A 22,670-nucleotide genomic window follows, 5' to 3' on the forward strand; every position below is an offset into this window, starting at 1 on the left:
GGTGGCTGGGGACTGCGTGCTGTCGGCCGGTGGCACGGTGCTGGTCGCGCCTGTGACTCATGGCTCCTCCGGGGGTGCGCAGGGCAGGGGGGAGCCCCGCGCGTGACGTCTTCTGGGGGCGCTGGCCGGGTCGGGGGTGCGGTCCGGGCCAGCGGTTCAAGTCGTCGAGAACGGCTCGTCGTCATGGAATCGCAGATGGGTCGCGTCGTTCGGTGAACCGCGGATTTCGCAAGGAAGGCCCGCAGCCGGTCTAGAGCACCTGCGGACGTCCGCGGTCGACCGGGCCGCCGCGGAGCCCGGCGGAACCCTCGGCGGAGCCGGCAGCGCGTCTAGGGTGAGGCCCATGGGGCCGGGGACCGAGCGCTGTCTCTTCTGCGCGATCGCGGCGGGGGAGGTCGCTGCGGAGCGGGTGCTGGCGTCTCCCGACTTCGTCGGCTTCCTCGATGCCCGCCCGGTCTTCAAGGGGCACGTGCTGCTGGTCCCGCGGCTGCACGTGGTCACCCTGCCGGACCTGCCGGCGGAGCTGCGGGACGGCTTCGTGGCCGCGCAGCAGCGGCTGGCCACGGTGATGGTCGACGCGCTCGGCGCCCAGGGCTCGTTCGTCGCCCTCAACAACACCGTCAGCCAGTCGGTGCCGCACCTGCACTGCCACGTGGTCCCGCGCACGAAGGGGGACGGGCTGCGGGGCTTCTTCTGGCCGCGCACGAAGTACGCCGAGGGCGAGGCTGCGGCGTACGCCGCGAGGCTGCGCGCAGCCTTGCGCTGACCCGGACCCAGGCCCGGGTGGGTCGACCGCGCTGATCTAGGGTGGAGGCCATCCCCCACCTCGAAGAAGGGCAGCATCATGGGTCGTTTTGACGGACGGGTCGCCGTGGTCACCGGCGCCGCACGGGGCATCGGTTTCGGAACCGCCACCCGGTTCGCCGAGGAGGGCGCCGCGGTCGCGATTCTGGACCTGGACGAGTCCTCCGCAGCCGACGCCGCCGCCCGGCTGGGCGAGGGTGTGCGTGCCGTGGGCGTGGGGGTGGACGTGGCCGACGCCGACCAGGTCGAGGCGGCCGTGCAGCGCGTGGTCGACGAGCTCGGCGGGCTCCACATCCTGGTCAACAACGCCGGGGTCACCCGCGACAACCTGCTGTTCAAGATGACCGAGCAGGACTGGGACGTGGTGATGGGTGTCCACCTCAAGGGCGCCTTCCTGATGTCCCGGGCGGCCCAGAAGCACTTCGTGGCCCAGAAGTACGGCAAGATCGTGAACCTCTCCAGCACCTCCGCCCTGGGCAACCGCGGCCAGGCCAACTACAGCGCCGCCAAGATGGGCGTGCAGGGCTTCACCCGGACCCTGGGCATCGAGCTCGGTCCGTTCGGAATCAACGTCAACGCCGTCGCCCCCGGGTTCATCGCCACCGAGATGACCGACGCGACCGCGACCCGACTCGGGATGGGCGTGGAGGAGTTCCGGGAGCTCAACGCCCAGCACAACCCCGTGCGACGGGTCGGCTACCCCGCTGACATCGCGGCCGCGGTCGCCTTCCTGTGCAGCGACGAGGGGTCGTACATCACCGGCCAGACGCTGTACGTCGACGGCGGCGCCACCCTGGTCTGAGCGGTCCGGGCGCGCCTCCCGGGAGGGGGTGCCGCGCGCGTTCACACTTGACCCTGGTCCACCCGTGACGATCGGAGCTGTCGTGTCCCGCCTGTCCCATCCCCTGCTGGTCTCCCTGCTCGCCGCGAGCGTGCTGCTGGCCGGGTGTGGCGGGGACTCCACGGAGAAGTCCGACGACGGGGGGCCCACGGTCCAGGACGGCACCACGATGGCGACCACCTGGCCGCTGACCGGGCTGCCGGTGACTGGCGACGAGGACGTCGAGAAGCCGTACCCGGTGCTCGTCACCAAGATCGACAACACCGGCTCGGCCAGCCCGCAGGCGGGTCTGGGCAGCGCCGACCTGGTCGTCGAGGAGCTGGTCGAGGGCGGCCTGACCCGGCTGGCGGTCTTCTTCTACTCCGACCTGGCCGAGCGGGTCGGCCCGGTCCGTTCCATGCGGGCCAGCGACATCGGGATCGTCTCCCCCGTCGGGGCGGCGGTCGTCACCAGCGGTGCCGCGGCCCGGACCATCGCGCGGATCCAGGACGCCGGGATCACCTTCTTCCAGGAGGGCGCCCACGGCATCTACCGCGACTCCAGCCGCAGCGCGCCGTACAACGTCTTCGCCGACCTCACCCAGATCGCCTCGAAGGCCAAGGGCGAGCCGGCACGTCCGGACGACTACCTGCCCTGGGGCGAGGAGTCCGACCTGCCCAAGGGCAAGCGCGCCACCTCGCTGGCGGCCACCTTCTCCGGCGGGCACACCAGCGAGTGGGTGTACCGCGACGGCGGCTACGTGAACGTGAACACCTACGCCGCGGCCGACGACCAGTTCCCGGCCGACTCGGTGCTGGTGCTGCGCGTGCAGGTGGGTGACGCCGGCTACCTCGACCCGGCGGGCAACCCGGTTCCGGAGACGAAGTTCGAGGGCAGCGGCGCCGCGATGCTCTTCCACGGCGGCCGGATGGTGCGCGGCACCTGGTCGAAGGACGGGCTCTCGGGGGACCTGGAGCTGAAGACCGGAAAGGGCAGGCTCCTCGTCCCGGCGGGGCACGTGTGGATCGAGCTGGTGCCCGCGGAGAACGGCGCGGTCACCTTCAAGTAGGGGGCATGATGGGGTCATGAGCGAGGTGGCCCCGGGCATGCTGCTGGTGGCGACCCCCGCCCTCCTCGACCCGAACTTCGCCGACTCGGTGGTCCTGATGCTCGACGTCGACGACTCCGGGGCGCTCGGGGTCATCCTGAACCAGCCCTCGCCGGTGCCGGTGGCCGAGGTGCTGGCGGGCTGGAGCGAGGTCGTGGCCGAGCCGGGGGTGCTCTTCCGTGGCGGTCCGGTCTCCACCGAGGGGGCGCTGGCGGTGGGGCTGCTTCGCGCCTCCGCCGAGGCCCCCGTCGGGTTCAAGGAGGTCGTCGGTCGGCTCGGCCTGGTCGACCTGGACACACCGGTCGAGCTGGTCGACGGCTGGCTCGACGGCATGCGGATCTTCGCCGGCTACGCCGGGTGGGGCCCGGACCAGCTCGAGGGCGAGATCGAGGAGGGCAGCTGGTACGTCGTCCCCGGCGAGGCACCCGACGTGTTCCGGGACGACCCCTCCGAGCTGTGGCGCGACGTCCTGCGCCGCCAGCCGGGCCAGCTGGCCTGGCACTCCACCCGTCCGGTCGACCCGGACATGAACTGACCCGACCGCCACGAGCCGGCGGCGTCGGGGGCAGCGTCTAGACTCGTCCCTCGTGAGCAACCCGACGATCGGCTTCTCGACCGGCACCCAGACGTTGGAGGACCGGCGCACCCTGCCGACCGAGGACGGTGACCACGAGAAGTTCTCCCACTACGTGCCCAAGGACAAGCTCACCGAGGCGATGGTGATGGGCACCCCCGTGGTCGCCCTGTGCGGCAAGGTGTGGGTGCCCAGCCGGGCGCCTGAGAAGTTCCCGGTCTGCCCGGAGTGCAAGGAGATCTGGGAGTCCCTCAAGCCTGGCGGCGGCGAGGGCCCCGACGCATGACGGGACGGCCCGAGGCCGTCCCTCTCCCACCCGCCTGGCCCGACCGGGCGGCCTGGGGCACGGCTACCTCGCTGCGCGCCTGGCAGACGGCAGCACTGCAGCGCTACCTCGCCGACCACCCTCGGGACTTCCTGGCGGTCGCCACTCCGGGTGCCGGGAAGACCACGTTCGCGCTCTCGGTCGCGGCCGAGCTCCTGGGCCGGCGGATCGTGGACCGGGTGACGGTCGTGGCCCCGACCGAGCACCTGAAGGTGCAGTGGGCCGAGGCCGCGGCCCGGGCCGGCATCGCGCTGGACCCGGCGTACGCCGCGGGCAAGGGCCGCACGTCCAGCGACTACGTCGGCATCGCGGTCACCTACGCCGGCGTCGCCGTCAACCCGCTGGCGCTGCGGATCCGCACCGAGCGGTTCAAGACCCTGGTCATCCTCGACGAGGTGCACCACGCGGGGGATGCGCTGTCGTGGGGGGAGGGCGTGCAGGAGGCGTTCGGTCCGGCCACCCGGCGGCTGTCGCTGACCGGGACGCCCTTCCGCTCCGACGTCAACCCGATCCCGTTCGTGAGCTACGAGCCTGGTGCGGACGGCGTGCCGCGCTCGCGGGCCGACTTCACCTACGGCTACCGCCACGCGCTGGCCGACCAGGTCGTGCGCCCGGTGCTGTTCCTGGCGTACTCCGGGGAGATGCAGTGGCGCACCCGGGCCGGGGACGAGATCGCGGCCAGGCTGGGCGAGCCGCTCACCAAGGACCTCACCGCGCAGGCGTTGCGCACCGCGCTGGACCCTGGCGGCGCGTGGGTGCCCGCGGTGCTTGAGGCGGCGGACCGTCGGCTCTCGGAGGTCCGCCGGCACGTGCCGGACGCAGGGGGCCTGGTCATCGCCTCCGACCAGGACTCCGCCCGCGCCTACGCCAGCCTGCTTCGGAGGATCAGCGGTGAGCCGCCCACCGTGGTGCTCTCCGACGAGAAGGCGGCCTCCCGACGGATCGCGGCCTTCACCGAGGCCGACTCACGCTGGATGGTGGCGGTCCGGATGGTCTCCGAGGGCGTCGACGTGCCCCGTCTGGCCGTCGGCGTCTACGCCACCACCACCGCCACCCCGTTGTTCTTCGCCCAGGCCGTGGGCCGCTTCGTGCGGGCCCGTCGGCGAGGCGAGACCGCCTCCGTCTTCGTGCCCTCGGTGCCGTCGCTGCTGGGGTACGCCGCAGAGATGGAGGTCGAGCGGGACCACGTCCTGGGCCGCCGGGTCGCCGACGAGGACGACCTGTTCGCCGCCGAGGCCGACCTGCTGGCCCGCGCCGAGGCGGGCGAGTCGGCGTCCGCGGAGGAGCTGGCGCTGCCCTTCGAGGCACTCGGCTCGCACGCGACCTTCGACCACGTGCTCTACGACGGGGCCACGTTCGGCCACGAGGGAGAGGTGCACGTCGGCTCGGAGGAGGAGATGGACTTCCTGGGCATCCCCGGGCTGCTCGAGCCCGACCAGTGGCGCGACCTGCTCCACCGTCGCCAGCGGGAGGGCCGGGCCGCGCCGGCCGGGCCGGCCGCCTCCGTCGCCGAGGCCACCACCCACGAGCAGCTGGCCGTCCTGCGGCGTGAGCTGAACGGGCTGGTGGCGGCCTGGCACCACCGCACCGGCCAGCCGCACGCGGTCACCCACGCGGCGCTGCGCCAGGAGTGCGGCGGGCCACCGGCGGCAGTGGCCAACGCGGCGCAGCTGCGCGCCCGGATCGACCGCGTGCGCGCCTGGGCGCTACGCCCCTCCTCCTGACCGACCCGGCACAAATGGCGGCCGACCCGGCACAAATTGCGTCGAGGAGCGGGGCTCAGACCGCGCCATTTGTGCCGGGTCAGCCGGGGGCGCGGCCGGTCGAGCCGCGGAGCACGATCTCGGGCTTGAAGATGTACTCCATCGCGGGGACGGGGTGGCCGTCGATCGCGTCGACCAGGTAGGAGACGGCGGCTGCCCCCATCGCCAGCACCGGCTGACGGATGGTGGTGAGCGGGGGGTCGAGGAACTGGATCAGCCGCGAGTCGTCGAAGCCGACGACCGAGATGTCCTGGGGCACCCGGCGCCCGGTCTCGCGGACAGCTCGCACCGCACCCAGCGCCATCAGGTCCGAGGCACAGGCGATCGCGGTGGCCCCGCGGTCGAGCAGGCGCAGCGCGGCGGCTGCACCGCCCTCGACCGTGTACAGGCCCTCCTCGATCCAGTCGGCGGCCTCCTCCGGGTCCATCTCGAGCACCTGGCCGAGGGTCGCCACGAACCCGGCGCGCTTGCGCTGGGAGGGCAGGTACCGCTCCGGTCCCGCTGCCAGGCCGATCCGCGTGTGGCCCAGCTGGGCGAGGTAGGTCACGGCCAGCTGCGTGGCGGCGTGGTCGTCCACCGAGACGAACGGCGCGTGGATCCCGGGCACGAAGCCGTTGACGAAGACCACCGGCAGGCCGCGTGCGATCAGGGAGTGGTACCGCTCGTGGTCGGCCTGGGTGTCCGCGTGCCGCCCGGAGACGAAGATGATCCCGGCGACCCCGTGGTCCAGCAGCGACTCGACGTACTCGTCCTCGGAGATGCTGCCCGGCGACTGGGTGCACAGCACCGGGGTGAACCGACGCCGGGCCAGGGCGTCCTCGATGACCTGGGCGAACGCCGGGAAGATCGGGTTCTCCAGCTCGGGCACCACCAGGCCGACCAGACCGGCGCTGCGACGCCGGAGCCGGGCCGGGCGCTCGTAGCCGAGCACGTCCAAGGCGATGAGCACCGCCTGCCGGGCAGAGTCGCTGACCCCGGGCTTGTTGTTGAGGACCCGGCTGACGGTCGCCTCGCTGACCCCGGCCTGACCGGCGATGTCGGCAAGGGTGGCCATGGGGAACATGAAACCGCCACATCACGATTTGTGCAAGGTACGCGCAGATGCTCCGCAAGGACTTCCATTCCTTGCGGAGGACTTGCTACTGTGCCAAGTGGTTCAGCCATCCACCCCACAAGGAGCACCCATGCGTCGTGTGTTGCCGGCCGTTGCCGGAGCCGCCGCTCTCGCCCTTGTCGTGGCCGCGTGCGGCAGTGACAACGGGAGCACCAGTACCGAGGAATCGCCGGGGGCCAGCGTCGACCCCACGAGCCTGAGCGCCGAGCTCACCTGGTGGGACACCTCTGACCCCACCAACGAGGCCCCTGCGTTCAAGCAGCTGATCAAGAAGTTCAACGAGACCTACCCCAACATCACGATCAACTACCAGTCGGTGCCCTTCGCCGACGCCCAGAACAAGTTCAAGACCGCCGCCCAGGCGGACTCCGGAGCGCCGGACATCCTGCGGGCCGAGGTCGCGTGGGTCCCCGAGTTCGCCTCGCTGGGCTACCTGTACGCGCTGGACGGGACGCCGCTGCTGGACGGCAACTTCCTGGAGAACCCGCTCTCGAGCAACGTCTACGACGGCAAGACCTACGGCGTGCCCCAGGTCACCGACACCCTCGGCCTGATGTACAACAAGAAGCTCTTCGCCAAGGCCGGGATCGACCAGCCGCCCGCCACCTGGGACGAGGTCGCTGCTGACGCCAAGCTGCTCAAGCAGAAGGCCGGCGTCGACGGCATCTACATCAACTCCGGCGGCTACTTCCTGCTGCCGTTCATGTACGGCGAGGGTGGCGACCTGGTCGACACCGAGGCGCAGAAGATCACCGTGAACTCGCCCGAGAACGTCAAGGGCGTCACCACCGCGCAGGACCTCGTCAAGAGCGGCGCTGCGGTCAAGCCCGACGCCAACGACTCCTACGGCACGATGATGACCCTCTTCAAGGAGGGCAAGGTCGCGATGATCGTCAACGGTCCCTGGGAGGTCGCCAACGTCGAGTCCGCTCCGGGCTTCGGCGGCTTCGACAACCTGGGCATCGCCGCCGTCCCCGCGGGCTCGGTCCAGGCGGGCGCCCCGGTCGGCGGTCACAACTACGTGATCTACTCCGGCATGGACGAGGCCAAGGCCGCCGCCGCGATCGCGTTCGTGCAGTTCATGAGCTCGCCGGAGTCCGAGGCGTTCATCGCCAACGAGCTCAGTCTGCTCCCGGGCAACGCCGACGCCTACGACCTGGTCACCGACAACCCCAAGATCTCGGCCTGGCAGCCGGCGCTGGACGTGACCGTCCAGCGTCCGTGGATCCCCGAGGGCGGCACCTTCTTCGGGCCGCTCGACGAGATGGCCACCAAGGTCATGATCCAGATGGAGGACGTGCAGAAGGCGCTGGACGAGGCCGCCCAGCAGTACAAGACCGACGTGGTCCCGGACTACACCCTGTAACCGGCGACACGGAGCACGCCATGTCATGAGTGATCGGGGGCCGGCCAGGGGCTGGCCCCCGATCCTCGTTTCCGAACAAGATGGGCACCAGCGGCGCCCGCCCGCGGCCCGACCCCGACCCCTCGGAGCAGTGATGACGACTCTGGAGCCACTTCCCGACACCGCCACGGACCGGCCGCCGTACAAGGCCCCAGGACGGGTGCGCCGCAGCTGGGACCGCAACTGGTACGCCTGGCTGATGGTGCTGCCCACCGTGGTGGTGCTCACCTCGCTGATCATGTACCCCTTGGTCCTCGGGGTCGGCCAGTCCTTCACCAACCTCAACGAGGCCAACCAGCAGTCGGAGATCTGCACCAAGACCCTGGGCGGCGGCGAGGACTGCAAGCCCAACCCGCGCCAGGTGGAGTTCGTCGGCCTCGACAACTACGTCGACCTGCTCACCGGCGCCCGGGGCCACTTCTGGCGCGAGTTCGCCAACACCCTGGTGTGGACGGTCTCCTGCGTGTTCTTCCACTACACCATCGGGCTGGGGCTGGCGGTGCTGCTGAACCGTCGACTCTCGGCCCGAGGGGTCTACCGGGTGCTGCTGATCGTGCCGTGGGCGGTGCCGGCCTTCATCAGCGCGTTCGCCTGGAAGTTCCTGTTCAACCCCAAGTTCGGACTGATCAACAACGTGATCGCGAACCTCGGCTTCGAGCCGGTCGAGTGGTTCAACCACCGCTGGACCTCGCTGTTCGCGGCGATCGTCACCAACGTCTGGCTGGGGGTCCCGTTCATGATGGTGGCGATCCTGGGCGGGCTCCAGTCGATCAACAACGACCTCTACGAGGCCGCCTCCATCGACGGGGCCACACCGTGGCAGAAGTTCAGGAACGTCACCATGCCCGGCCTGCGGCCGGTCTCGGCCACCGTGATCCTGCTGGGCACGATCTGGACGTTCAACATGTTCCCGATCATCTACTTCGTCACCGGCGGCCAGCCCGCCGGCCAGACCGAGATCCTCGTGACCGGCGCCTACAAGGCGGCGTTCCAGGGTCTGCGCAACTACTCGCTCGCCGCGACGTACGGCGTGATCATCCTGTCGCTGCTGGTGGTGTACGCCGCCATCTACCGTCGCGTCCTGCGCAGCCAGGGAGAGGTGTTCTGATGACCACGACGACCCCCGTCACCACCGCCCCGCCCAAGCAGCGCCGCGAGCGCAGCTACCTGGCCTCCGTGGGCCTGCACACCACCCTGGTGCTGGCCACGATCATCGCGCTGTTCCCGGTGCTCTGGGTGGCGCTGAGCTCGTTCAAGCCGCAGTGGGCCATCCAGCGCACGACCATCAAGTTCATCGACCACCCGACCCTGGACAACTACCGCCACGTGCTCTTCGACACCAGCTTCCCCCGCTGGTTCCTCAACTCGGTGGTGGTCGCCGCCTTCACCATGCTGATCGGCATCACGATGGCGGCCACGGCGGGCTACGCCCTGGCCCGCTTCAACTTCGCGGGCAAGCGGACGCTGATGTGGACCTTCCTGCTCACCCAGATGTTCCCGGTGGCGATCCTGATCGTCCCGATCTACACGATCATGGCCAACCTCAACCTGATCGACACCAAGCTCTCGCTGATCATCGCCTACTGCACCGTGGCGGTGCCGTTCTGCGCCTGGATGATGAAGGGCTACTTCGAGACCATCCCGCGGGAGCTGGACGAGGCCGCGGCGCTGGACGGGCTGGGGCCGTTCGCGACGTTCTGGCGGGTGATCCTGCCGCTGGCCCGGCCGGGCCTGGCGGTCACGGCGTTCTACACCTTCCTCACCGCCTGGGGCGAGGTGGCCTATGCGATGGCCTTCATCCAGACCGACAAGAACCTCACCCTGGGTGCCGGCCTCCAGCAGTTCGTGCCGCGCTTCAACCCGCAGTGGGACCTGCTCACGGCCAGCGCGATCATGGTGACCATCCCGGCCGCGATCGTGTTCTTCTTCGCCCAGAAGCACCTGGTCGCCGGTCTCACCGCGGGGGGCACCAAGGGCTGACCGTCCGCAGCGGCCGCCGTCAGTCGCTCAGGCGAGCGTGACCCCCGCCGCCCGCATCTCCTCCAGGGCACGCGCGGTGGTGTCCTCGGCGACCCCGGCGGTCAGCCGCAGCAGCACTCGGGTGGCGAAGCCCTCCGCGACGGCGTCCAGGGCGGTGGCCCGCACACAGTGGTCCGTGGCGATCCCGCACACGTCCACCTCGGCCACCTGGTGGGCGCGCAGCCACTCGGCCAGGGAGCGGCCGTCGGCCTCGCGCCCCTCGAACCCGGAGTACGCCGCCGCGTGCTGGCCCTTGAGGAAGACCGCGTCGAAGGGCTGGGGGTCGAGGTTGGGGTGGAAGGCCTCGCCGTCGGTGCCGACCCGGCAGTGCACCGGCCAGGAGGTCGCGTAGTCCGGCGTACGCGACCAGTGGTCGCCGGGGTCGACGTGGTGGTCCTTGGTGGCCACCACGTGCGCGTAGTCCGGGGAGTCGGGGTCCTGACGGGTCCAGTGGTGCAGGACCGTCGCGATGTCGTGGGCCACCTGGGCGCCGCCCGCCACCGCCAGCGAACCGCCCTCGCAGAAGTCGTTCTGGACATCGACCACGATCAGCGCGCGCCTCATGGCACGACACTATCGCCGGGCCGACCACCGTCCTCCGGCTGTGTGTGCCTCGTCACTCGACGTGCCGGGTGGGGATGACCGGCTCCCCGCGGCTCATCTGCTGGGCCGCCAGCGGCAGCTCGGCCAGGGCCGCCCGGTGGCGCTCGCGAGCGGCCGCCAACCCCTCGCGGCCCACCACCTCACCGTCCCGGACCAGGGGCACCAGCAGCGGCCGGTCGTTGCCGTCGTTCCGCGGGGGCGAGCCGATCCCGACGATCTCGGCCTCAGCGACGCCCGCGGCCGACAGCCGCCGCAGCGCGAACTTGCGGCCGCCGACCGAGACCTTGTCGCGGCTCTTCTTGGCCACGGGCACCATCCGCCCTTCCTCGCCGGCCCGTGACACCAGCTTGTACACGAACCCGCAGGTCGGGTGCCCCGAGCCGGTCACCAGCTCGGTGCCGACCCCGTAGGAGTCCACCGGGGCCGCAGCCAGGGCGGCGATCGCGTACTCGTCCAGGTCGCTGGTGACCACGATCCGGGTCTGGGTGGCACCGAGGTCGTCGAGCTGGCGGCGTACCTGCCGGGCCAGCACGCCCAGGTCGCCGGAGTCCAGGCGCACCGCGCCCAGGCCGGGGCCGGCGATCTCGACGGCCAGCCGGACCGCCTCGGTCACGTCGTAGGTGTCCACCAGCAGTGTGGTGCCGGTGCCGAGCGCGCTGACCTGGGCCCGGAACGCGTCGGTCTCGGTGTCGTGGAGCAGCGTGAAGCTGTGGGCGCTGGTGCCCGCCGTCGGTACGCCGTACCGCTGCCGGGCCGCCAGGTTGGAGGTGGCCTGGAAGCCGGCGACGTACGCCGCCCGGGCGGCGGCCACCGCCGCCTCCTCGTGGGTGCGCCGGGAGCCCATCTCGATGCACGGCCGGCCGCCGGCCGCCGTGGTCATCCGCGACGCGGCGGAGGCTACCGCCGAGTCGTGGTTGTAGACCGAGAGCAGCAGCGTCTCCACCAGCACCGCCTCCGCGAAGGTCGACTCCACGACGACGAGGGGGGAGTAGGGCAGGTACACCTCCCCCTCCGGGTAGCCCCACACGTCCCCGGTGAACCGGTAGTCGGCGAGCCAGGCCAGGGTCGCGTCATCGACCACGCCCCCGTCGCGCAGCGTCGAGAGGGCCTCGCCGTCGAAGCGGAACCCCTCCAGCGCGTCCAGCGCCCGGCCGACGCCGGCCACCACTCCGTACCGTCGGCCCTCCGGCAGCCGGCGTGCGAACAGCTCGAAGACTGAGCGACGGTCGGCGGTGCCCGCCGCGCGGGCGGCCTGCAGCATGGTCAGCTCGTAGTGGTCGGTGAGCAGGGCGGTCGAGGCGCTCATCGCAGCAGTATGTGCCACCATGATCGCGTGTCCGCTCCCAGCCCGGTCGAGGTCGAGCCGACCACGACTCCCGACGAGGTCACCCACCTGGCGAAGCCTTGGGTGACGGTGGTGTGGAACGACCCGGTGAACCTGATGTCCTACGTCACCTTCGTGTTCCAGAGGTACTTCGGCTATGAGCGGAAGAAGGCGGAGCGGCTGATGCTGGAGGTGCATCGCGACGGCCGGTCGGCGGTGAGCACCGGGAGCCGCGAGGAGATGGAGCGCGACGTCCAGGCGATGCACGAGTACGGGCTGTGGGCCACGATGGAGAGGGCCGCGTGAGGACGCCGTGACCGGCTTCACCCGGCATCGCCGGAGCAGGCGGGTGATCGCCCACTTCACCGGCTTCGAGGCCGACCTGCTCAGGTCGCTGGCCTCGCAGCTGGTGGAGCTGCTGCGCAACGAGCGCGCCGCGCCGGTGGACTCCGACGACCCCCTCGAGGCGATGCTCGACTTCACCGGGCCCACCGCGGAGCCGGAGGACCCGGTGCTGCAACGGCTCTTCCCGACCGCCTACCCGGAGGACCCCGAGGCGGCCGCGGAGTTCCGGAGGTTCACCGAGGGCAGCCTGCGCGACCGCAAGGCGGAGGCGGCCGCCTGCGTGATCGACACGCTGGAGGAGGCCGGCCTGCCTCCCGAGCTCACCGAGACCGGGCTGGTGATCGACGTGGAGCTGGACGAGCCGGCGGCGCAGACCTGGCTGCGCTCGTTCACCGACATCCGGCTGGCGCTCGCGGTGCGGCTGGGCGTCGAGCAGGACGACGAGGAGTACTGGCACTCCCTGCCCGAGGAGGACCCGCGCACCGTCGCCCACGACATCTACGAGTGGGTGGGGTACCTGCAGGAGACCCTGGTCGACGCGCTGGGCCGCTGAGCCGGGCGTGCGGCGGTACCGCTTGCAGGATCCCCCGCCCGGGCGGGGAACCCGACACGTGGCGCCGCCCACCCCTGGATAGGGTGGGCGGTCATGGTGACCCTGGCCCGTGCGACGTACGACGCGATCGTCGCCCACGCGAAGCGGGACCATCCCGACGAGGCGTGCGGCGTGGTTGCCGGCCCCGCCGGCAGCGACCGCCCGGAGCGGTTCGTCCCGATGGTCAACGCGGCGGGGAGCCCGACCTTCTACGAGTTCGACTCCACCGAGCTGCTCGCGCTGTACCGGGAGATGGACGCCCGCGACGAGGAGCCCGTGGTCATCTACCACTCGCACACCGCCACCGAGGCCTACCCCAGCCGGACCGACATCGCCCTGGCGCAGGAGCCGCACGCGCACTACGTGCTCGTGTCCACCCGTGAGCACGGGAATAACGAGGGGCCGGTGGAGTTTCGGTCCTACAGGATCGTGGACGGCGTGGTGACCGAGGAGGAGGTCGTCATCCGCGACGACCTGCCCGCGCCCAACGACCGAAGGAGCACCCCCTGATGGCCATCGAGGTCAGAGTCCCGACCATCCTGCGCACCTACACCGGCGGGGAGAAGAGCGTCTCCGCCGAGGGCGGCACCCTGGCCGCGCTCATCGACGACCTCGAGAGCAACCACCCGGGCATCCGGGAGCGTCTGGTGGACGGCGCCGACCTGCGCCGCTTCGTCAACGTCTACATCAACGACGAGGACGTCCGGTTCATCGGCGGCCTGGGCGCCGCGCTGGCCGACGGCGACCAGGTCGTGGTGCTGCCGGCCGTCGCCGGCGGCTGAGCGCCCCGTCCCCAGGCACCCGGCCCTTCTGACGTCGTGACCCGCTACGACAGCCTCCTGGAGTCCGTGGGGCGCACCCCGCTCGTGGGGCTGCCGAACCTGTCCCCGAGCCCCGACGTACGCCTGTGGGCCAAGCTGGAGGACCGCAACCCGACCGGCTCGATCAAGGACCGGGCGGCGCTGTCCATGCTCGAGCACGCCGAGAAGGAGGGCCGGCTCCGGCCCGGCTGCACCCTGCTGGAGCCGACCTCGGGCAACACCGGGATCAGCCTGGCGATGGCCGCCCGGCTCAAGGGCTACCGGCTGGTCTGCGTGATGCCGGAGAACACCTCCGAGGAGCGCCGCCAGCTGCTCCGGATGTGGGGCGCGGAGATCGTGTCCTCCCCGGCCGCCGGCGGCTCCAACGAAGCGGTCCGGGTGGCCCGGCTGATCGCCGAGGAGCACCCCGACTGGGTGATGCTGTACCAGTACGGCAACGAGGCGAACACCCTGGCGCACTACGAGACCACCGGCCCCGAGCTGCTCGCCGACCTGCCGGAGATCACCCACTTCGTCGCCGGCCTGGGCACCACCGGGACCCTGATGGGGGTCTCCCGGTTCTTCCGCGAGCACAAGCCCGAGGTGCGCATCGTCGCGGCCGAGCCCCGCTACGGCGAGCTCGTCTACGGGCTGCGGAACCTCGACGAGGGCTTCGTGCCCGAGCTGTACGACCCCTCCCTGATCGACACCCGGTTCTCGGTGGGGCCGCGCGACGCGGTACGCCGGGTGCGGGAGCTGCTCGAGCGGGAGGGTATCTTCGCCGGGGTCTCCACCGGGGCGATCCTGCACGCCGCGCTGGGCCAGGCGGCGAAGGCCGTCCGGGCCGGCGAGCGCGCGGACCTCGCCTTCGTGGTGGCCGACGGTGGCTGGAAGTACCTGTCCACCGGCGCCTACGAGGGAACCATCGACGAGGCCGAGGACAGACTGGAGGGTCAGCTGTGGGCATGAGTGGGCTGCGAGCGACAGTCCTGGGCACGATCGCGGTCCTGCTGGCGCTGCTGGCGGCCCCCGTGGGCGCGGCCCAGGCTGCGGACCCGATCGTCAACACCGTCCCCCCGGCCCTCACCGGGCAGGCGGTGTACGGCGACCGGCTCCGCACCACCCTCGGCACCTGGACCCCCGAGGGGCTGACCCTCACCGTGCAGTGGCACCGCGACGGCGACCCGGTCCCGGGCGCCACCCGCCGCGGCTACCGCCTGCGGCTCGCCGACCTCGGGCACCGGCTGAGCGCCACCGTGACCGCCACCGACGCCGAGGGCACCCGCGTGTCGGCCACGACCGCCCCGAGCGACCGGGTCGGCAGGGCCAGCCTGGTGAGCGTCGCTCCGCCACGCATCACCGGGACGCTGCGGTACACCCACCGGCTCAGCGCCACCCGCGGCACCTGGTCCAAGGCGCCCCAGCGCGTCTCGTACCGTTGGCTGCGCGACGGCCGGCCGATCAAGGGTGCCACCCGGGCGTCGTACGTCCTTCAGGCCGGCGACGTCGGTGCGCGGGTGTCGGTCGCGGTGCGGGTGCGCCGCGAGGGCTACCTGCCGGCGCAGGCCGACTCGGCCCGCACCGCCCGGATCGGCCACCGCGTGCCGGTACGCCGCACGGTCACCTACCGGGTGGAGACACGGGGCAGGATCACCACGAGCCTGGCCACGTTCAAGCGGCAGGTGCTGGAGACCTACCGTGACCCACGCGGCTGGCGCTCGGCCGGCGTGGCGTTCCGGCCGGTCTCCCGCGGCGGGTCGTTCTCGGTGGTCCTGGCCGAGGCGAGCTGGGTGCCGCGGTTCTCCTCAGCGTGCAGCGCGGAGTGGAGCTGCCGGGTCGGTCGCTACGTGATCATCAACCAGACCCGCTGGAAGTACGCCAGCCCCGCGTGGAACGCTGCCGGCCTGCCGCTGCGCAGCTACCGGCACATGGTGGTCAACCACGAGACGGGCCACTGGCTGGGGCACGGTCACCTCGGCTGCCCCGGACCAGGTCGGCTGGCGCCGGTGATGATGCAGCAGTCGAAGGGCCGCGACGGCTGCCGGTTCAACCCCTGGCCGCTGCCCTCCGAGCTCTGGAGCCGCTAGCGCGCTGTCGGGGGTGGCGGGCTAGGGTGGCTGCGTCTCCCGTGGATCGCACCCGACGAAAGAGCCCGCCCTTGCGCGAGAACCTGCGTGACATCGTCGTGTTCAGCGGCAGCGCGCACCGGCACCTGGCACACGCCATCTGCGAGCACCTGGGCGTGCGCCTGGAGTCTGCGGAGCTGACCCGGTTCAGCAACGACTGCCTGCAGGCCCAGCTCCAGGCCAACTGCCGGCAGCGGGACGTCTACATCATCCAGCCGCTGGTGCCGCCCACGCAGGAGCACCTGATGGAGCTGCTGCTCATGGTCGACGCGGCCCGAGGGGCCTCGGCGGCCCAGATCACCGCGGTGATCCCGCACTACGCCTACGCGCGCTCGGACAAGAAGGACCAGTCGCGGATCTCCCTGGGCGGGCGGCTGGTCGCCGACCTGCTGGCCACCGCGGGCGTGGACCGGGTGCTGACCATGACGCTGCACGCCCCCCAGGTGCACGGCTTCTTCTCGGTGCCCGTGGACCAGCTCACGGCGCTGGGAGTGCTCGCCGAGCACTTCCTGGGCCGCAACCTCAGCCACAGCGTCGTGGTCTCCCCGGACCTCGGCAACGCCAAGACCGCCACCCAGTTCTCCCGGCTCCTCGGGCTCCCGGTCGCCGCGGGCAGCAAGCAGCGGCTGGCCGACGACCGGGTGGTGATCGACGCCATCGTCGGCGACGTCGCCGGCCGTCGGGCGATCATCCTGGACGACGAGATCGCCACCGGCGGCTCGATCGTCGAGCTGCTGGACCGGCTGGTCGACGCCGGCTGCACCGGCGCGGCGGTGGCCTGCACCCACGGCCTGTTCGTGGGCAAGGCGGTCGAGCGGCTGCGCAGCCACCCGATGATCACTGAGGTGGTCACCACGGACACGGTGCCGCCGCCGGCCGACTGGCCCGAGCTGCGGGTCCGCTCGGTCGCGGGGCTGTTCGCCGAGGCGATGGCGCGCGTGCACGCCGGCGAGTCGGTGAGCAGCCTCTTCGACGGGGTCGACCCGTCCCTCGGCCCCCCGCAGCCCAAGCTCTTCAGCTGACCTCGGGCCCCCGTGACCACCGTCTCGGCGTGACGAAGGTCGCTTGAGCACCCATCCGGGGTGCGGGCCGCCTACCCTTGCTGCTTGTGTCAGCCGTTCCCGTGTCGTCGCCTGACGCGCCGCTGCCGGGTGCCCGCACGGGCCCCGACCGCGACGCGCCGATCGGCATCTTCGACTCCGGGTTCGGCGGGCTCACCGTGGCCCGAGCGGTCATCGACCAGCTGCCGCACGAGTCGATCGTCTACCTCGGCGACACCGCCCGACAGCCCTACGGGCCCAAGCCGATCAGCGAGGTGCGCGAGTACGCCCTGGAGTGCCTGGACCACCTGGTCGACCGGGGCGTCAAGGCGCTGGTGATCGCCTGCAACTCCGCGAGCGCCGCGATGCTGCGCGACGCGCGGGAGCGGTACGACGTCCCCGTCGTCGAGGTGATCCTCCCCGCGACCCGCCGGGCGGTGGCGGCCACCCGCAACGGGCGGATCGGGGTGATCAGCACCCGGGCCACCGCCGAGTCGCTGGCCTACGACGACGCCTTCGCCGCCGCCCCGCAGGTGGAGCTCTCGACCCAGCCGTGCCCTCGGTTCGTCGACTTCGTCGAGCAGGGGATCACCGGCGGGGAGGAGCTGCTCTCGGCCGCCCACGAGTACCTGGACCCCCTCGTGGAGCGGGGCATCGACACGCTGATCCTGGGGTGCACCCACTACCCGCTGCTGACCGGGGTCATCTCCTACGTGGTGGGGGACGACGTCACCCTGGTCTCCTCCGCAGAGGAGTGCGCGAAGGACGTCTACAAGATGCTGGTGTCCACCGGGCTGATGCGCGAGGGCGGGGCGCCGTCCTACCACTTCCTCACCACCGGGGCTCCGGAGGAGTTCGAGTCCATCGGCCGCCGGTTCCTCGGCCCCGAGCTCCACGCGGCGTCGCAGTTCGTCGGGGGGCTGGTGTGAAGCTCACCGTCGTCGGCTGCTCCGGCTCCTTCCCGGGGCCGGACTCGCCGGCCAGCTGCTACCTCGTGGAGGCCGAGCACGAGGACCGGACCTGGCGGATCCTGCTGGACCTCGGCAACGGGTCCCTGGGCGCCCTGCACCGCTACGTCGACCCGCTCTCGATCGACGGGGTCTTCCTCAGCCACCTGCACGCCGACCACTGCATGGACCTGTGCGGCTACTACGTGATGCGCAAGTACCACCCCAACGGGCCGCAGCCGCAGCTGCCGGTGTGGGGCCCGGGCGGCACCGCCGAGCGGATGGCGCGGGCCTACGACCTGCCCAAGGTGCCGGGGATGACCGGCGAGTTCCGCTTCCGCGGCTACTCCCGCCCGGTCGAGCTGGGGCCGTTCCTGGTCGAGGCGGTCCGGGTGAAGCATCCCGTCACCTCGTACGCCCTGCGCGTCACCGCCCACGGCCGCACCCTGGTCTACTCCGGCGACACCGCCCCCTGCCGTGGCCTGGACCGGGCCGCCCAGGGCGCCGACCTGCTGCTCATCGAGGCCTCCTTCCGGGTCGGTCACCACGACCCGGAGGGAATCCACCTCACCGGACGCGACGCGGGCCGCACCGCCACCCGGGCCAAGGTCGCTCGGGTGGTGCTCACCCACATCCCGCCCTGGCACGAGCCGTTGCGCGCGTTCGACGAGGCGCAGACCACCTGGGACGGGCCGCTGGACCTGGCGGTCGCCGGGGCGACCTACTGGCTCGGCGAGGACCCCCGCCCGTCCTGACGGTGCGCCCGTGCGGGGCGCGGTGCATAGGATCACGCCATGACCCCTGCCCCCGCCCCGCGCGCCGACGGCCGCGCCGACGACGAGCTCCGCCCGGTGACGCTGACCCGGCACTGGCTGGACCACGCGGCCGGCTCGGTGCTGGTGGAGTTCGGCCGGACCCGGGTGCTGTGCGCCGCCTCGGCCTCCGAGGGGGTGCCGCGCTGGCGCAGGGGCTCGGGGCTGGGCTGGGTGACCGCCGAGTACGCCATGCTCCCCGCCGCCACCAACACCCGCTCGGACCGGGAGTCGGTGCGCGGACGGATCGGCGGCCGGACCCACGAGATCTCCCGGCTGATCGGCCGGTCGCTGCGGGCGGTGATCGACTACCGGGCCCTGGGTGAGAACACCATCGTGCTGGACTGCGACGTGCTCCAGGCCGACGGTGGCACGCGGACGGCGGCGATCACCGGGGCGTACGTCGCGCTGGCCGACGCCGTGGCCCACCTGCGGTCGGTGGGCGCCGTGCCGGGCGAGCCGCTCACCGGGTCGGTGGCGGGGGTGAGCGTGGGCATCATCGACGGGGTGCCGCGGCTGGACCTGCCCTACGTGGAGGACGTGCGGGCCGAGACCGACATGAACGTGGTGATGACCGGCGAGGGCAGGTACGTCGAGGTCCAGGGCACCGCCGAGGGTGCCGCCTTCGACCGCGCCGAGCTCGACGGGCTGCTGGCGCTCGCCGAGAAGGGGTGTGCCGACCTCACCGCCCTGCAGCGGGCGGCGCTCGCCGATGGCTGATCCGGGGCTCCTCGTCGCCTCACGCAACCCCAGGAAGCTCGCCGAGCTCCGCCGCCTGCTCGCCGTGCACGCGCCCGAGGTGCGCGTGCTCGGCCTCGACGACGTGCCGGCGTACGACGAGCCGGTCGAGGACCAGCCCTCCTTCGAGGGCAACGCGCTGCTCAAGGCGCGCGCCGGGGTGGCGGCGACCGGCCTCCCGACCGTCGCCGACGACAGCGGACTGTGCGTGGACGCGCTGAACGGGATGCCGGGCGTGCTGTCGGCGCGCTGGGCCGGGCCGCCGAAGTCCGACCGGCGCAACAACGAGCTGCTGCTGGCCCAGCTCGAGGACGTGCCCGACGAGCGCCGTCGGGCGTGGTTCGAGTGCGCGGTCGTGCTGTGCCACCCCGACGGCACCGAGATCGTCGAGCACGGCCGCATGTTCGGCCGGGTGATCCGCGAGCTCCGGGGGGTCGGCGGGTTCGGCTACGACGTGCTCTTCGTGCCCGAGGAGCATGACGTCGACGGCCGCACCTCCGCGGAGCTCACCGCGGAGCAGAAGGACCTCATCTCCCACCGGGGCCGGGCCCTGCGCGCGCTGGCCCCGCAGGTCGCCGGGGTGCTGTCGGCCTGACCCGTTCGGCCTGACCCGCCGGTCAGCCCCGGTACTCCGGGTTGGGGTGCTCGGGGTTGCTCAGGTCCCAGTTGGTGGTCACGTTGCCGTGGGCGGGCAGCCCCCCGGCGTCCTTGAGCCGCCGCGCCGTGTGCAGCATGTTCCAGGCTGCGAACACGGTGTTGCGGGTGGTCCAGTGGTTGTGGGCGCCCCGGTTGTCGTCGAGGTAGGACGGCCCCGGCCCGGCCTCGCCGTTCCAGTACGCGTCGGCCTGGGGCGGGATGGTGAACCCGATGTGGGACAGGGCGTAGAGCATCTGGGCCGCGCAGTGCTTGCCACCGTCCTCGTTGCCGGTCACGATCACCCCGCCCACCTTGCCGTAGTAGGACCACTGGCCGCGCCCGTTCAGGTCGCCGGACCAGCCGTAGAGCCGCTCGATCATGAGCCGGGTGGGCGAGGACTGGTCGCCCAGCCAGATCGGGGTGCACAGCACCACGATGTCGGCGGGTTCGACCAGGCTGCGGTAGAGCGCGGGGAAGTCGTCGACCTCCCAGCCGTGCTCGCGCATGTCCGGGTAGACCCCCGGTGGGATGGTGTGGTCCACGGTGCGTACGACGTCGGTGCGGGCGCCGACCCCGTCCAGCACGTGCCGGCTGACTGCGAGCAGGCCGTCGGTGTGGCTGGGCTCGGGTGAGCGCTTGAGCGTGCCGTTGAGGTAGACGGCGCGCAGGTCGGAGTAGTCGACGGTGTTCGCGGCGATCTCGGCGTCGATGAACGCCTGGACGGAGTCGGGCAGCATCTCCCTACGCTAGGCACCACGAGGGCGGAGGGGAAGTCGCACGAGGGTGGTCGAGGCCGGGGGGAACCTGTGCTCGAACCCGTGGGGGGCGACCGGGATCCGGGTGACCCTGAGCCGCACGGCGGGCCGAGCGCCGGGGTGGTTCCAGGATGCGAACGACCGTCCGGACACCGTGCGCACCCGTGCGTGACCGGTGGTGGCCCGGCCGGTGAGCAGGATCCGGGCGGTCACCGGCCGATCGGGGAGCCGGTTGACGACGATGAGGTACACCACGCCCTCCGGTGTCCGGGTGGCGGTCACGGCGAGGCCGGGGTAGCTGCCCGGCACTCCCAGGGCTCGGCGCACCGGGTTGCCCTGCACGGAGGCCGCCAGCACCCTGCCGCCGTCCCTGACCATCGGGCTCAGGGCCTGTCGGGTGACCGCCTGTGCCGTGAACGTGAAGTGGGGACCCTGACCGACCACGCCGCGGAGGGGTGCGTACATCAGCTCGTCGCTCGTGGTGATCCGGACCCCGATCCTGAGCCACGACACCCAGAGCGAGGCCATGTGCACGGCGTGGCTCGCCGACACCGACCAGCCCGGGAACGCGTCCGCGTCCCCGTCGATGGCCGAGGACTCGGTGAGCAGGAGGGGAACGCCCGCCGGCAGCGACGCCCGGGTCGTGCGGACACCGGTCTCGCGATCGTCGGTGGCCAGCATCAGCAGGTCATGGCCCTGCAGGGGGCCGGCCCAGTGGTCCGGGCCCATCCCCAGCCGGTCGCGGAACTTGGTGATGGCATGGGAGCTGAGGCAGTCCAGCCTGCGCTCACCGACCACGTCCACGAACCGGGCGGTTCCCCACGTCGAGCAGACCCTGATCGAGGGGTCGACGGCTCGCATCGCCTCCGCGAACGAGAAGTAGCCCCGGTGGACGCTGACGTACGAGGCCCGCACCCTCGCGCCGCGTCCCGGGATCCGGCCGTGGGCACCGTCCCCGAACCTGACGGTGCCCGTCGCCGGGTCGAGCTCGAACGCGCGTTCCCGGCCGACGGCTGCCAGATCCGCCACCGCGTGCCACTCGTGGCCGGCCACGCGCACCTGCACGGACCCCGGTCGCACCGGTGGGAAGAGGACCTCGAAGGTCTGTCCGGGGCTGCCGTCCGAGCGCACCCCGCCGAGGGGGTGGTCGCACCCTCGCCCCAAGGCCTCTCCGGAGAGGGAGGCTCGCCCGCCGAAGGCGTACTGGCGCATCGCCTGGCGGTCACGGGGGGACAGCCAGTACCGGGAGCCGGAGTGGTACTGCTCGTTGCCGACCTCCCACCAGTGCACGCCGTACGGGGCCGGATGACCGTTGGCGGCGCGGACCTCGGCCCAGTCCACCCCGCCGTTCGGGTTGCCCGGGTCTCCGGCGGGGGAGTTCATGTACTCGACGAGGTTCGCCGCGTGGCTCGGGGTCTCGGTGACGTAGGGGACCATCATCAGGGGTGCGGCGCCGACCTGGTCGAGCAGCTCCATGAACTCGTCGGGGCCGTACGCGAGGCCCCGCCGCACCGCGGCGTACCCGTCCCCGGGCACCCGGCGACCGTCGGTCTGGCACCCCCGCTCGGGACCGATCGCTCGGGTCCAGTCGTAGAGGTTGGCCAGCGTTCCGCCCGGGAAACGCACCACGCTGACGCCGGCCCGGCGCATGGCCGCGACCACCTGCGGGTAGGGCCGGTCCTCCAGGGGGTCCCACAGCCCGGCCCCGTTGCGCAGGTAGTGGTGGTTCACGCCGAGCAGGCCAGCGGCCACGGGGTGCAGGCGGTGCCGGAGGTCCACGGTGACGGTGGTGGTGGCCGTGCCTTCCTGCGGGTCGCTCCGGGGGTCCGGCCCGGACGCTGCCGGTGCCGCCAGCGCCACCGAGGCCACCACCACGACCAGACTGGTCCGAGCGACATGGGATGCGCGCATCTCGACCCCTACAGGGGAACCTAGCAGAGCTCGGGTGCGCCCGGCGAGAGTCGAACTCGCACTGGCCAGGACCTAAACCTGGTGCCTCTGCCTGTTGGGCTACGGGCGC

25 protein-coding genes and 1 tRNA gene are annotated in these 22,670 nt (G+C 71.9%); 20 read left to right on the forward strand and 6 right to left on the reverse strand.

Features of this window, described 5'->3' with window-relative positions; translation table 11 throughout:
• Positions 1 to 343: 343 nt before the first annotated feature.
• The 6 genes from PLP61_RS03885 (at position 344) to PLP61_RS03910 (ending at position 5,355) form a co-directional block, all read left to right on the forward strand.
• Positions 344 to 766 carry an HIT family protein gene (locus tag PLP61_RS03885; protein WP_324500551.1) on the forward strand — a complete coding sequence of 141 codons (423 nt, stop codon included), beginning with the start codon at positions 344 to 346 and terminating at the stop codon, positions 764 to 766.
• A gap of 78 nt (positions 767 to 844) precedes the next feature.
• A complete protein-coding gene (locus PLP61_RS03890) occupies positions 845 to 1,606 on the forward strand; it encodes an SDR family NAD(P)-dependent oxidoreductase (RefSeq protein WP_324500553.1) in 762 nt (253 codons plus the stop codon).
• Between the two features lie 82 nt (positions 1,607 to 1,688).
• Entirely contained in the window at positions 1,689 to 2,693 is a 1,005-nt protein-coding gene (locus tag PLP61_RS03895) for a DUF3048 domain-containing protein (RefSeq protein WP_324500555.1), read from the forward strand.
• Between the two features lie 16 nt (positions 2,694 to 2,709).
• Entirely contained in the window at positions 2,710 to 3,267 is a 558-nt protein-coding gene (locus tag PLP61_RS03900; RefSeq protein ID WP_324500557.1) for a YqgE/AlgH family protein, read from the forward strand.
• A 67-nt stretch (positions 3,268 to 3,334) separates the two neighbouring features.
• Entirely contained in the window at positions 3,335 to 3,592 is a 258-nt protein-coding gene (locus PLP61_RS03905) for a DUF3039 domain-containing protein (protein ID WP_324500614.1), read from the forward strand.
• Positions 3,589 to 5,355 (forward strand): DEAD/DEAH box helicase, encoded by a 1,767-nt coding sequence (locus PLP61_RS03910; protein WP_324500559.1) that lies wholly within the window; start codon positions 3,589 to 3,591, stop codon positions 5,353 to 5,355. The genes PLP61_RS03905 and PLP61_RS03910 overlap by 4 nt, the downstream gene beginning before the upstream one ends.
• A gap of 79 nt (positions 5,356 to 5,434) precedes the next feature.
• Here the strand turns inward: PLP61_RS03910 and PLP61_RS03915 are convergent, their stop codons facing one another.
• The gene (locus PLP61_RS03915) at positions 5,435 to 6,457 is read right to left on the reverse strand and encodes a LacI family DNA-binding transcriptional regulator (protein ID WP_324500561.1); all 1,023 of its coding nucleotides are present in this window, start codon (positions 6,455 to 6,457) and stop codon (positions 5,435 to 5,437) included.
• A gap of 121 nt (positions 6,458 to 6,578) precedes the next feature.
• Between PLP61_RS03915 and PLP61_RS03920 the strand changes: the two genes are divergently transcribed.
• The 3 genes from PLP61_RS03920 to PLP61_RS03930 all read left to right on the forward strand — a co-directional run bounded on the left by PLP61_RS03920 (position 6,579) and on the right by PLP61_RS03930 (position 9,893).
• Positions 6,579 to 7,874, forward strand: a complete 1,296-nt coding sequence (locus PLP61_RS03920; RefSeq protein WP_324500563.1) for an extracellular solute-binding protein — start codon at positions 6,579 to 6,581, stop codon at positions 7,872 to 7,874.
• A 133-nt stretch (positions 7,875 to 8,007) separates the two neighbouring features.
• Positions 8,008 to 9,021, forward strand: coding sequence for a carbohydrate ABC transporter permease (locus PLP61_RS03925; protein WP_324500565.1), 1,014 nt, complete (start codon positions 8,008 to 8,010; stop codon positions 9,019 to 9,021).
• Complete coding sequence (locus PLP61_RS03930; RefSeq protein WP_324500567.1) at positions 9,021 to 9,893, forward strand: sugar ABC transporter permease; 873 nt, start codon at positions 9,021 to 9,023, stop codon at positions 9,891 to 9,893. Before PLP61_RS03925 ends, PLP61_RS03930 begins: the two co-directional genes overlap by 1 nt.
• A 27-nt stretch (positions 9,894 to 9,920) precedes the next feature.
• Here the strand turns inward: PLP61_RS03930 and PLP61_RS03935 are convergent, their stop codons facing one another.
• Positions 9,921 to 10,496: an isochorismatase family protein gene (locus tag PLP61_RS03935; RefSeq protein WP_324500568.1), complete on the reverse strand. Its 576-nt coding sequence runs from the start codon at positions 10,494 to 10,496 to the stop codon at positions 9,921 to 9,923.
• A 52-nt stretch (positions 10,497 to 10,548) separates the two neighbouring features.
• Entirely contained in the window at positions 10,549 to 11,841 is a 1,293-nt protein-coding gene (locus PLP61_RS03940; RefSeq protein WP_324500570.1) for a nicotinate phosphoribosyltransferase, read from the reverse strand.
• Between the two features lie 27 nt (positions 11,842 to 11,868).
• On the opposite strand from PLP61_RS03940, the gene clpS reads away from it, so the two are divergent.
• The 11 genes from clpS to PLP61_RS03995 all read left to right on the forward strand — a co-directional run bounded on the left by clpS (position 11,869) and on the right by PLP61_RS03995 (position 19,854).
• Complete coding sequence (gene clpS / locus PLP61_RS03945) at positions 11,869 to 12,165, forward strand: ATP-dependent Clp protease adapter ClpS (RefSeq protein ID WP_324500572.1); 297 nt, start codon at positions 11,869 to 11,871, stop codon at positions 12,163 to 12,165.
• Positions 12,166 to 12,172: 7 nt separating this feature from the next.
• A complete protein-coding gene (locus PLP61_RS03950) occupies positions 12,173 to 12,757 on the forward strand; it encodes a DUF2017 domain-containing protein (RefSeq protein ID WP_324500574.1) in 585 nt (194 codons plus the stop codon).
• A gap of 93 nt (positions 12,758 to 12,850) precedes the next feature.
• A complete protein-coding gene (locus PLP61_RS03955) occupies positions 12,851 to 13,306 on the forward strand; it encodes a M67 family metallopeptidase (protein WP_324500576.1) in 456 nt (151 codons plus the stop codon).
• Complete coding sequence (locus PLP61_RS03960; protein ID WP_324500578.1) at positions 13,306 to 13,578, forward strand: MoaD/ThiS family protein; 273 nt, start codon at positions 13,306 to 13,308, stop codon at positions 13,576 to 13,578. The genes PLP61_RS03955 and PLP61_RS03960 overlap by 1 nt, the downstream gene beginning before the upstream one ends.
• Positions 13,579 to 13,614: 36 nt before the next feature.
• Positions 13,615 to 14,565 (forward strand): PLP-dependent cysteine synthase family protein, encoded by a 951-nt coding sequence (locus tag PLP61_RS03965; RefSeq protein ID WP_324500580.1) that lies wholly within the window; start codon positions 13,615 to 13,617, stop codon positions 14,563 to 14,565.
• Entirely contained in the window at positions 14,562 to 15,683 is a 1,122-nt protein-coding gene (locus PLP61_RS03970) for a DUF3152 domain-containing protein (protein WP_324500582.1), read from the forward strand. The genes PLP61_RS03965 and PLP61_RS03970 overlap by 4 nt, the downstream gene beginning before the upstream one ends.
• 83 nt (positions 15,684 to 15,766) lie before the next feature.
• Positions 15,767 to 16,744, forward strand: a complete 978-nt coding sequence (locus PLP61_RS03975; RefSeq protein ID WP_324500616.1) for a ribose-phosphate diphosphokinase — start codon at positions 15,767 to 15,769, stop codon at positions 16,742 to 16,744.
• A gap of 101 nt (positions 16,745 to 16,845) precedes the next feature.
• Positions 16,846 to 17,691: a glutamate racemase gene (gene murI, locus PLP61_RS03980; protein WP_502888937.1), complete on the forward strand. Its 846-nt coding sequence runs from the start codon at positions 16,846 to 16,848 to the stop codon at positions 17,689 to 17,691.
• On the forward strand, positions 17,688 to 18,464 hold the full coding sequence (locus PLP61_RS03985) for an MBL fold metallo-hydrolase (RefSeq protein ID WP_324500584.1): 777 nt from the start codon (positions 17,688 to 17,690) through the stop codon (positions 18,462 to 18,464). The genes murI and PLP61_RS03985 overlap by 4 nt, the downstream gene beginning before the upstream one ends.
• A 39-nt stretch (positions 18,465 to 18,503) precedes the next feature.
• Positions 18,504 to 19,241: a ribonuclease PH gene (rph, locus tag PLP61_RS03990; protein ID WP_324500586.1), complete on the forward strand. Its 738-nt coding sequence runs from the start codon at positions 18,504 to 18,506 to the stop codon at positions 19,239 to 19,241.
• Positions 19,234 to 19,854, forward strand: a complete 621-nt coding sequence (locus PLP61_RS03995; protein WP_324500588.1) for a non-canonical purine NTP pyrophosphatase — start codon at positions 19,234 to 19,236, stop codon at positions 19,852 to 19,854. The genes rph and PLP61_RS03995 overlap by 8 nt, the downstream gene beginning before the upstream one ends.
• Positions 19,855 to 19,876: 22 nt before the next feature.
• Here the strand turns inward: PLP61_RS03995 and PLP61_RS04000 are convergent, their stop codons facing one another.
• The 3 genes from PLP61_RS04000 to PLP61_RS04010 form a co-directional block, all read right to left on the reverse strand.
• Complete coding sequence (locus PLP61_RS04000) at positions 19,877 to 20,632, reverse strand: flavodoxin family protein (RefSeq protein WP_324500590.1); 756 nt, start codon at positions 20,630 to 20,632, stop codon at positions 19,877 to 19,879.
• 9 nt (positions 20,633 to 20,641) lie between these two features.
• A complete protein-coding gene (locus PLP61_RS04005; protein ID WP_324500592.1) occupies positions 20,642 to 22,561 on the reverse strand; it encodes an alpha-L-arabinofuranosidase family protein in 1,920 nt (639 codons plus the stop codon).
• Between the two features lie 35 nt (positions 22,562 to 22,596).
• Positions 22,597 to 22,670 (reverse strand) — tRNA-Leu (locus PLP61_RS04010).

It is taken from the genome of Nocardioides sp., from assembly GCF_035429765.1.
Taxonomy (GTDB): Bacteria; Actinomycetota; Actinomycetes; order Propionibacteriales; family Nocardioidaceae; genus Nocardioides.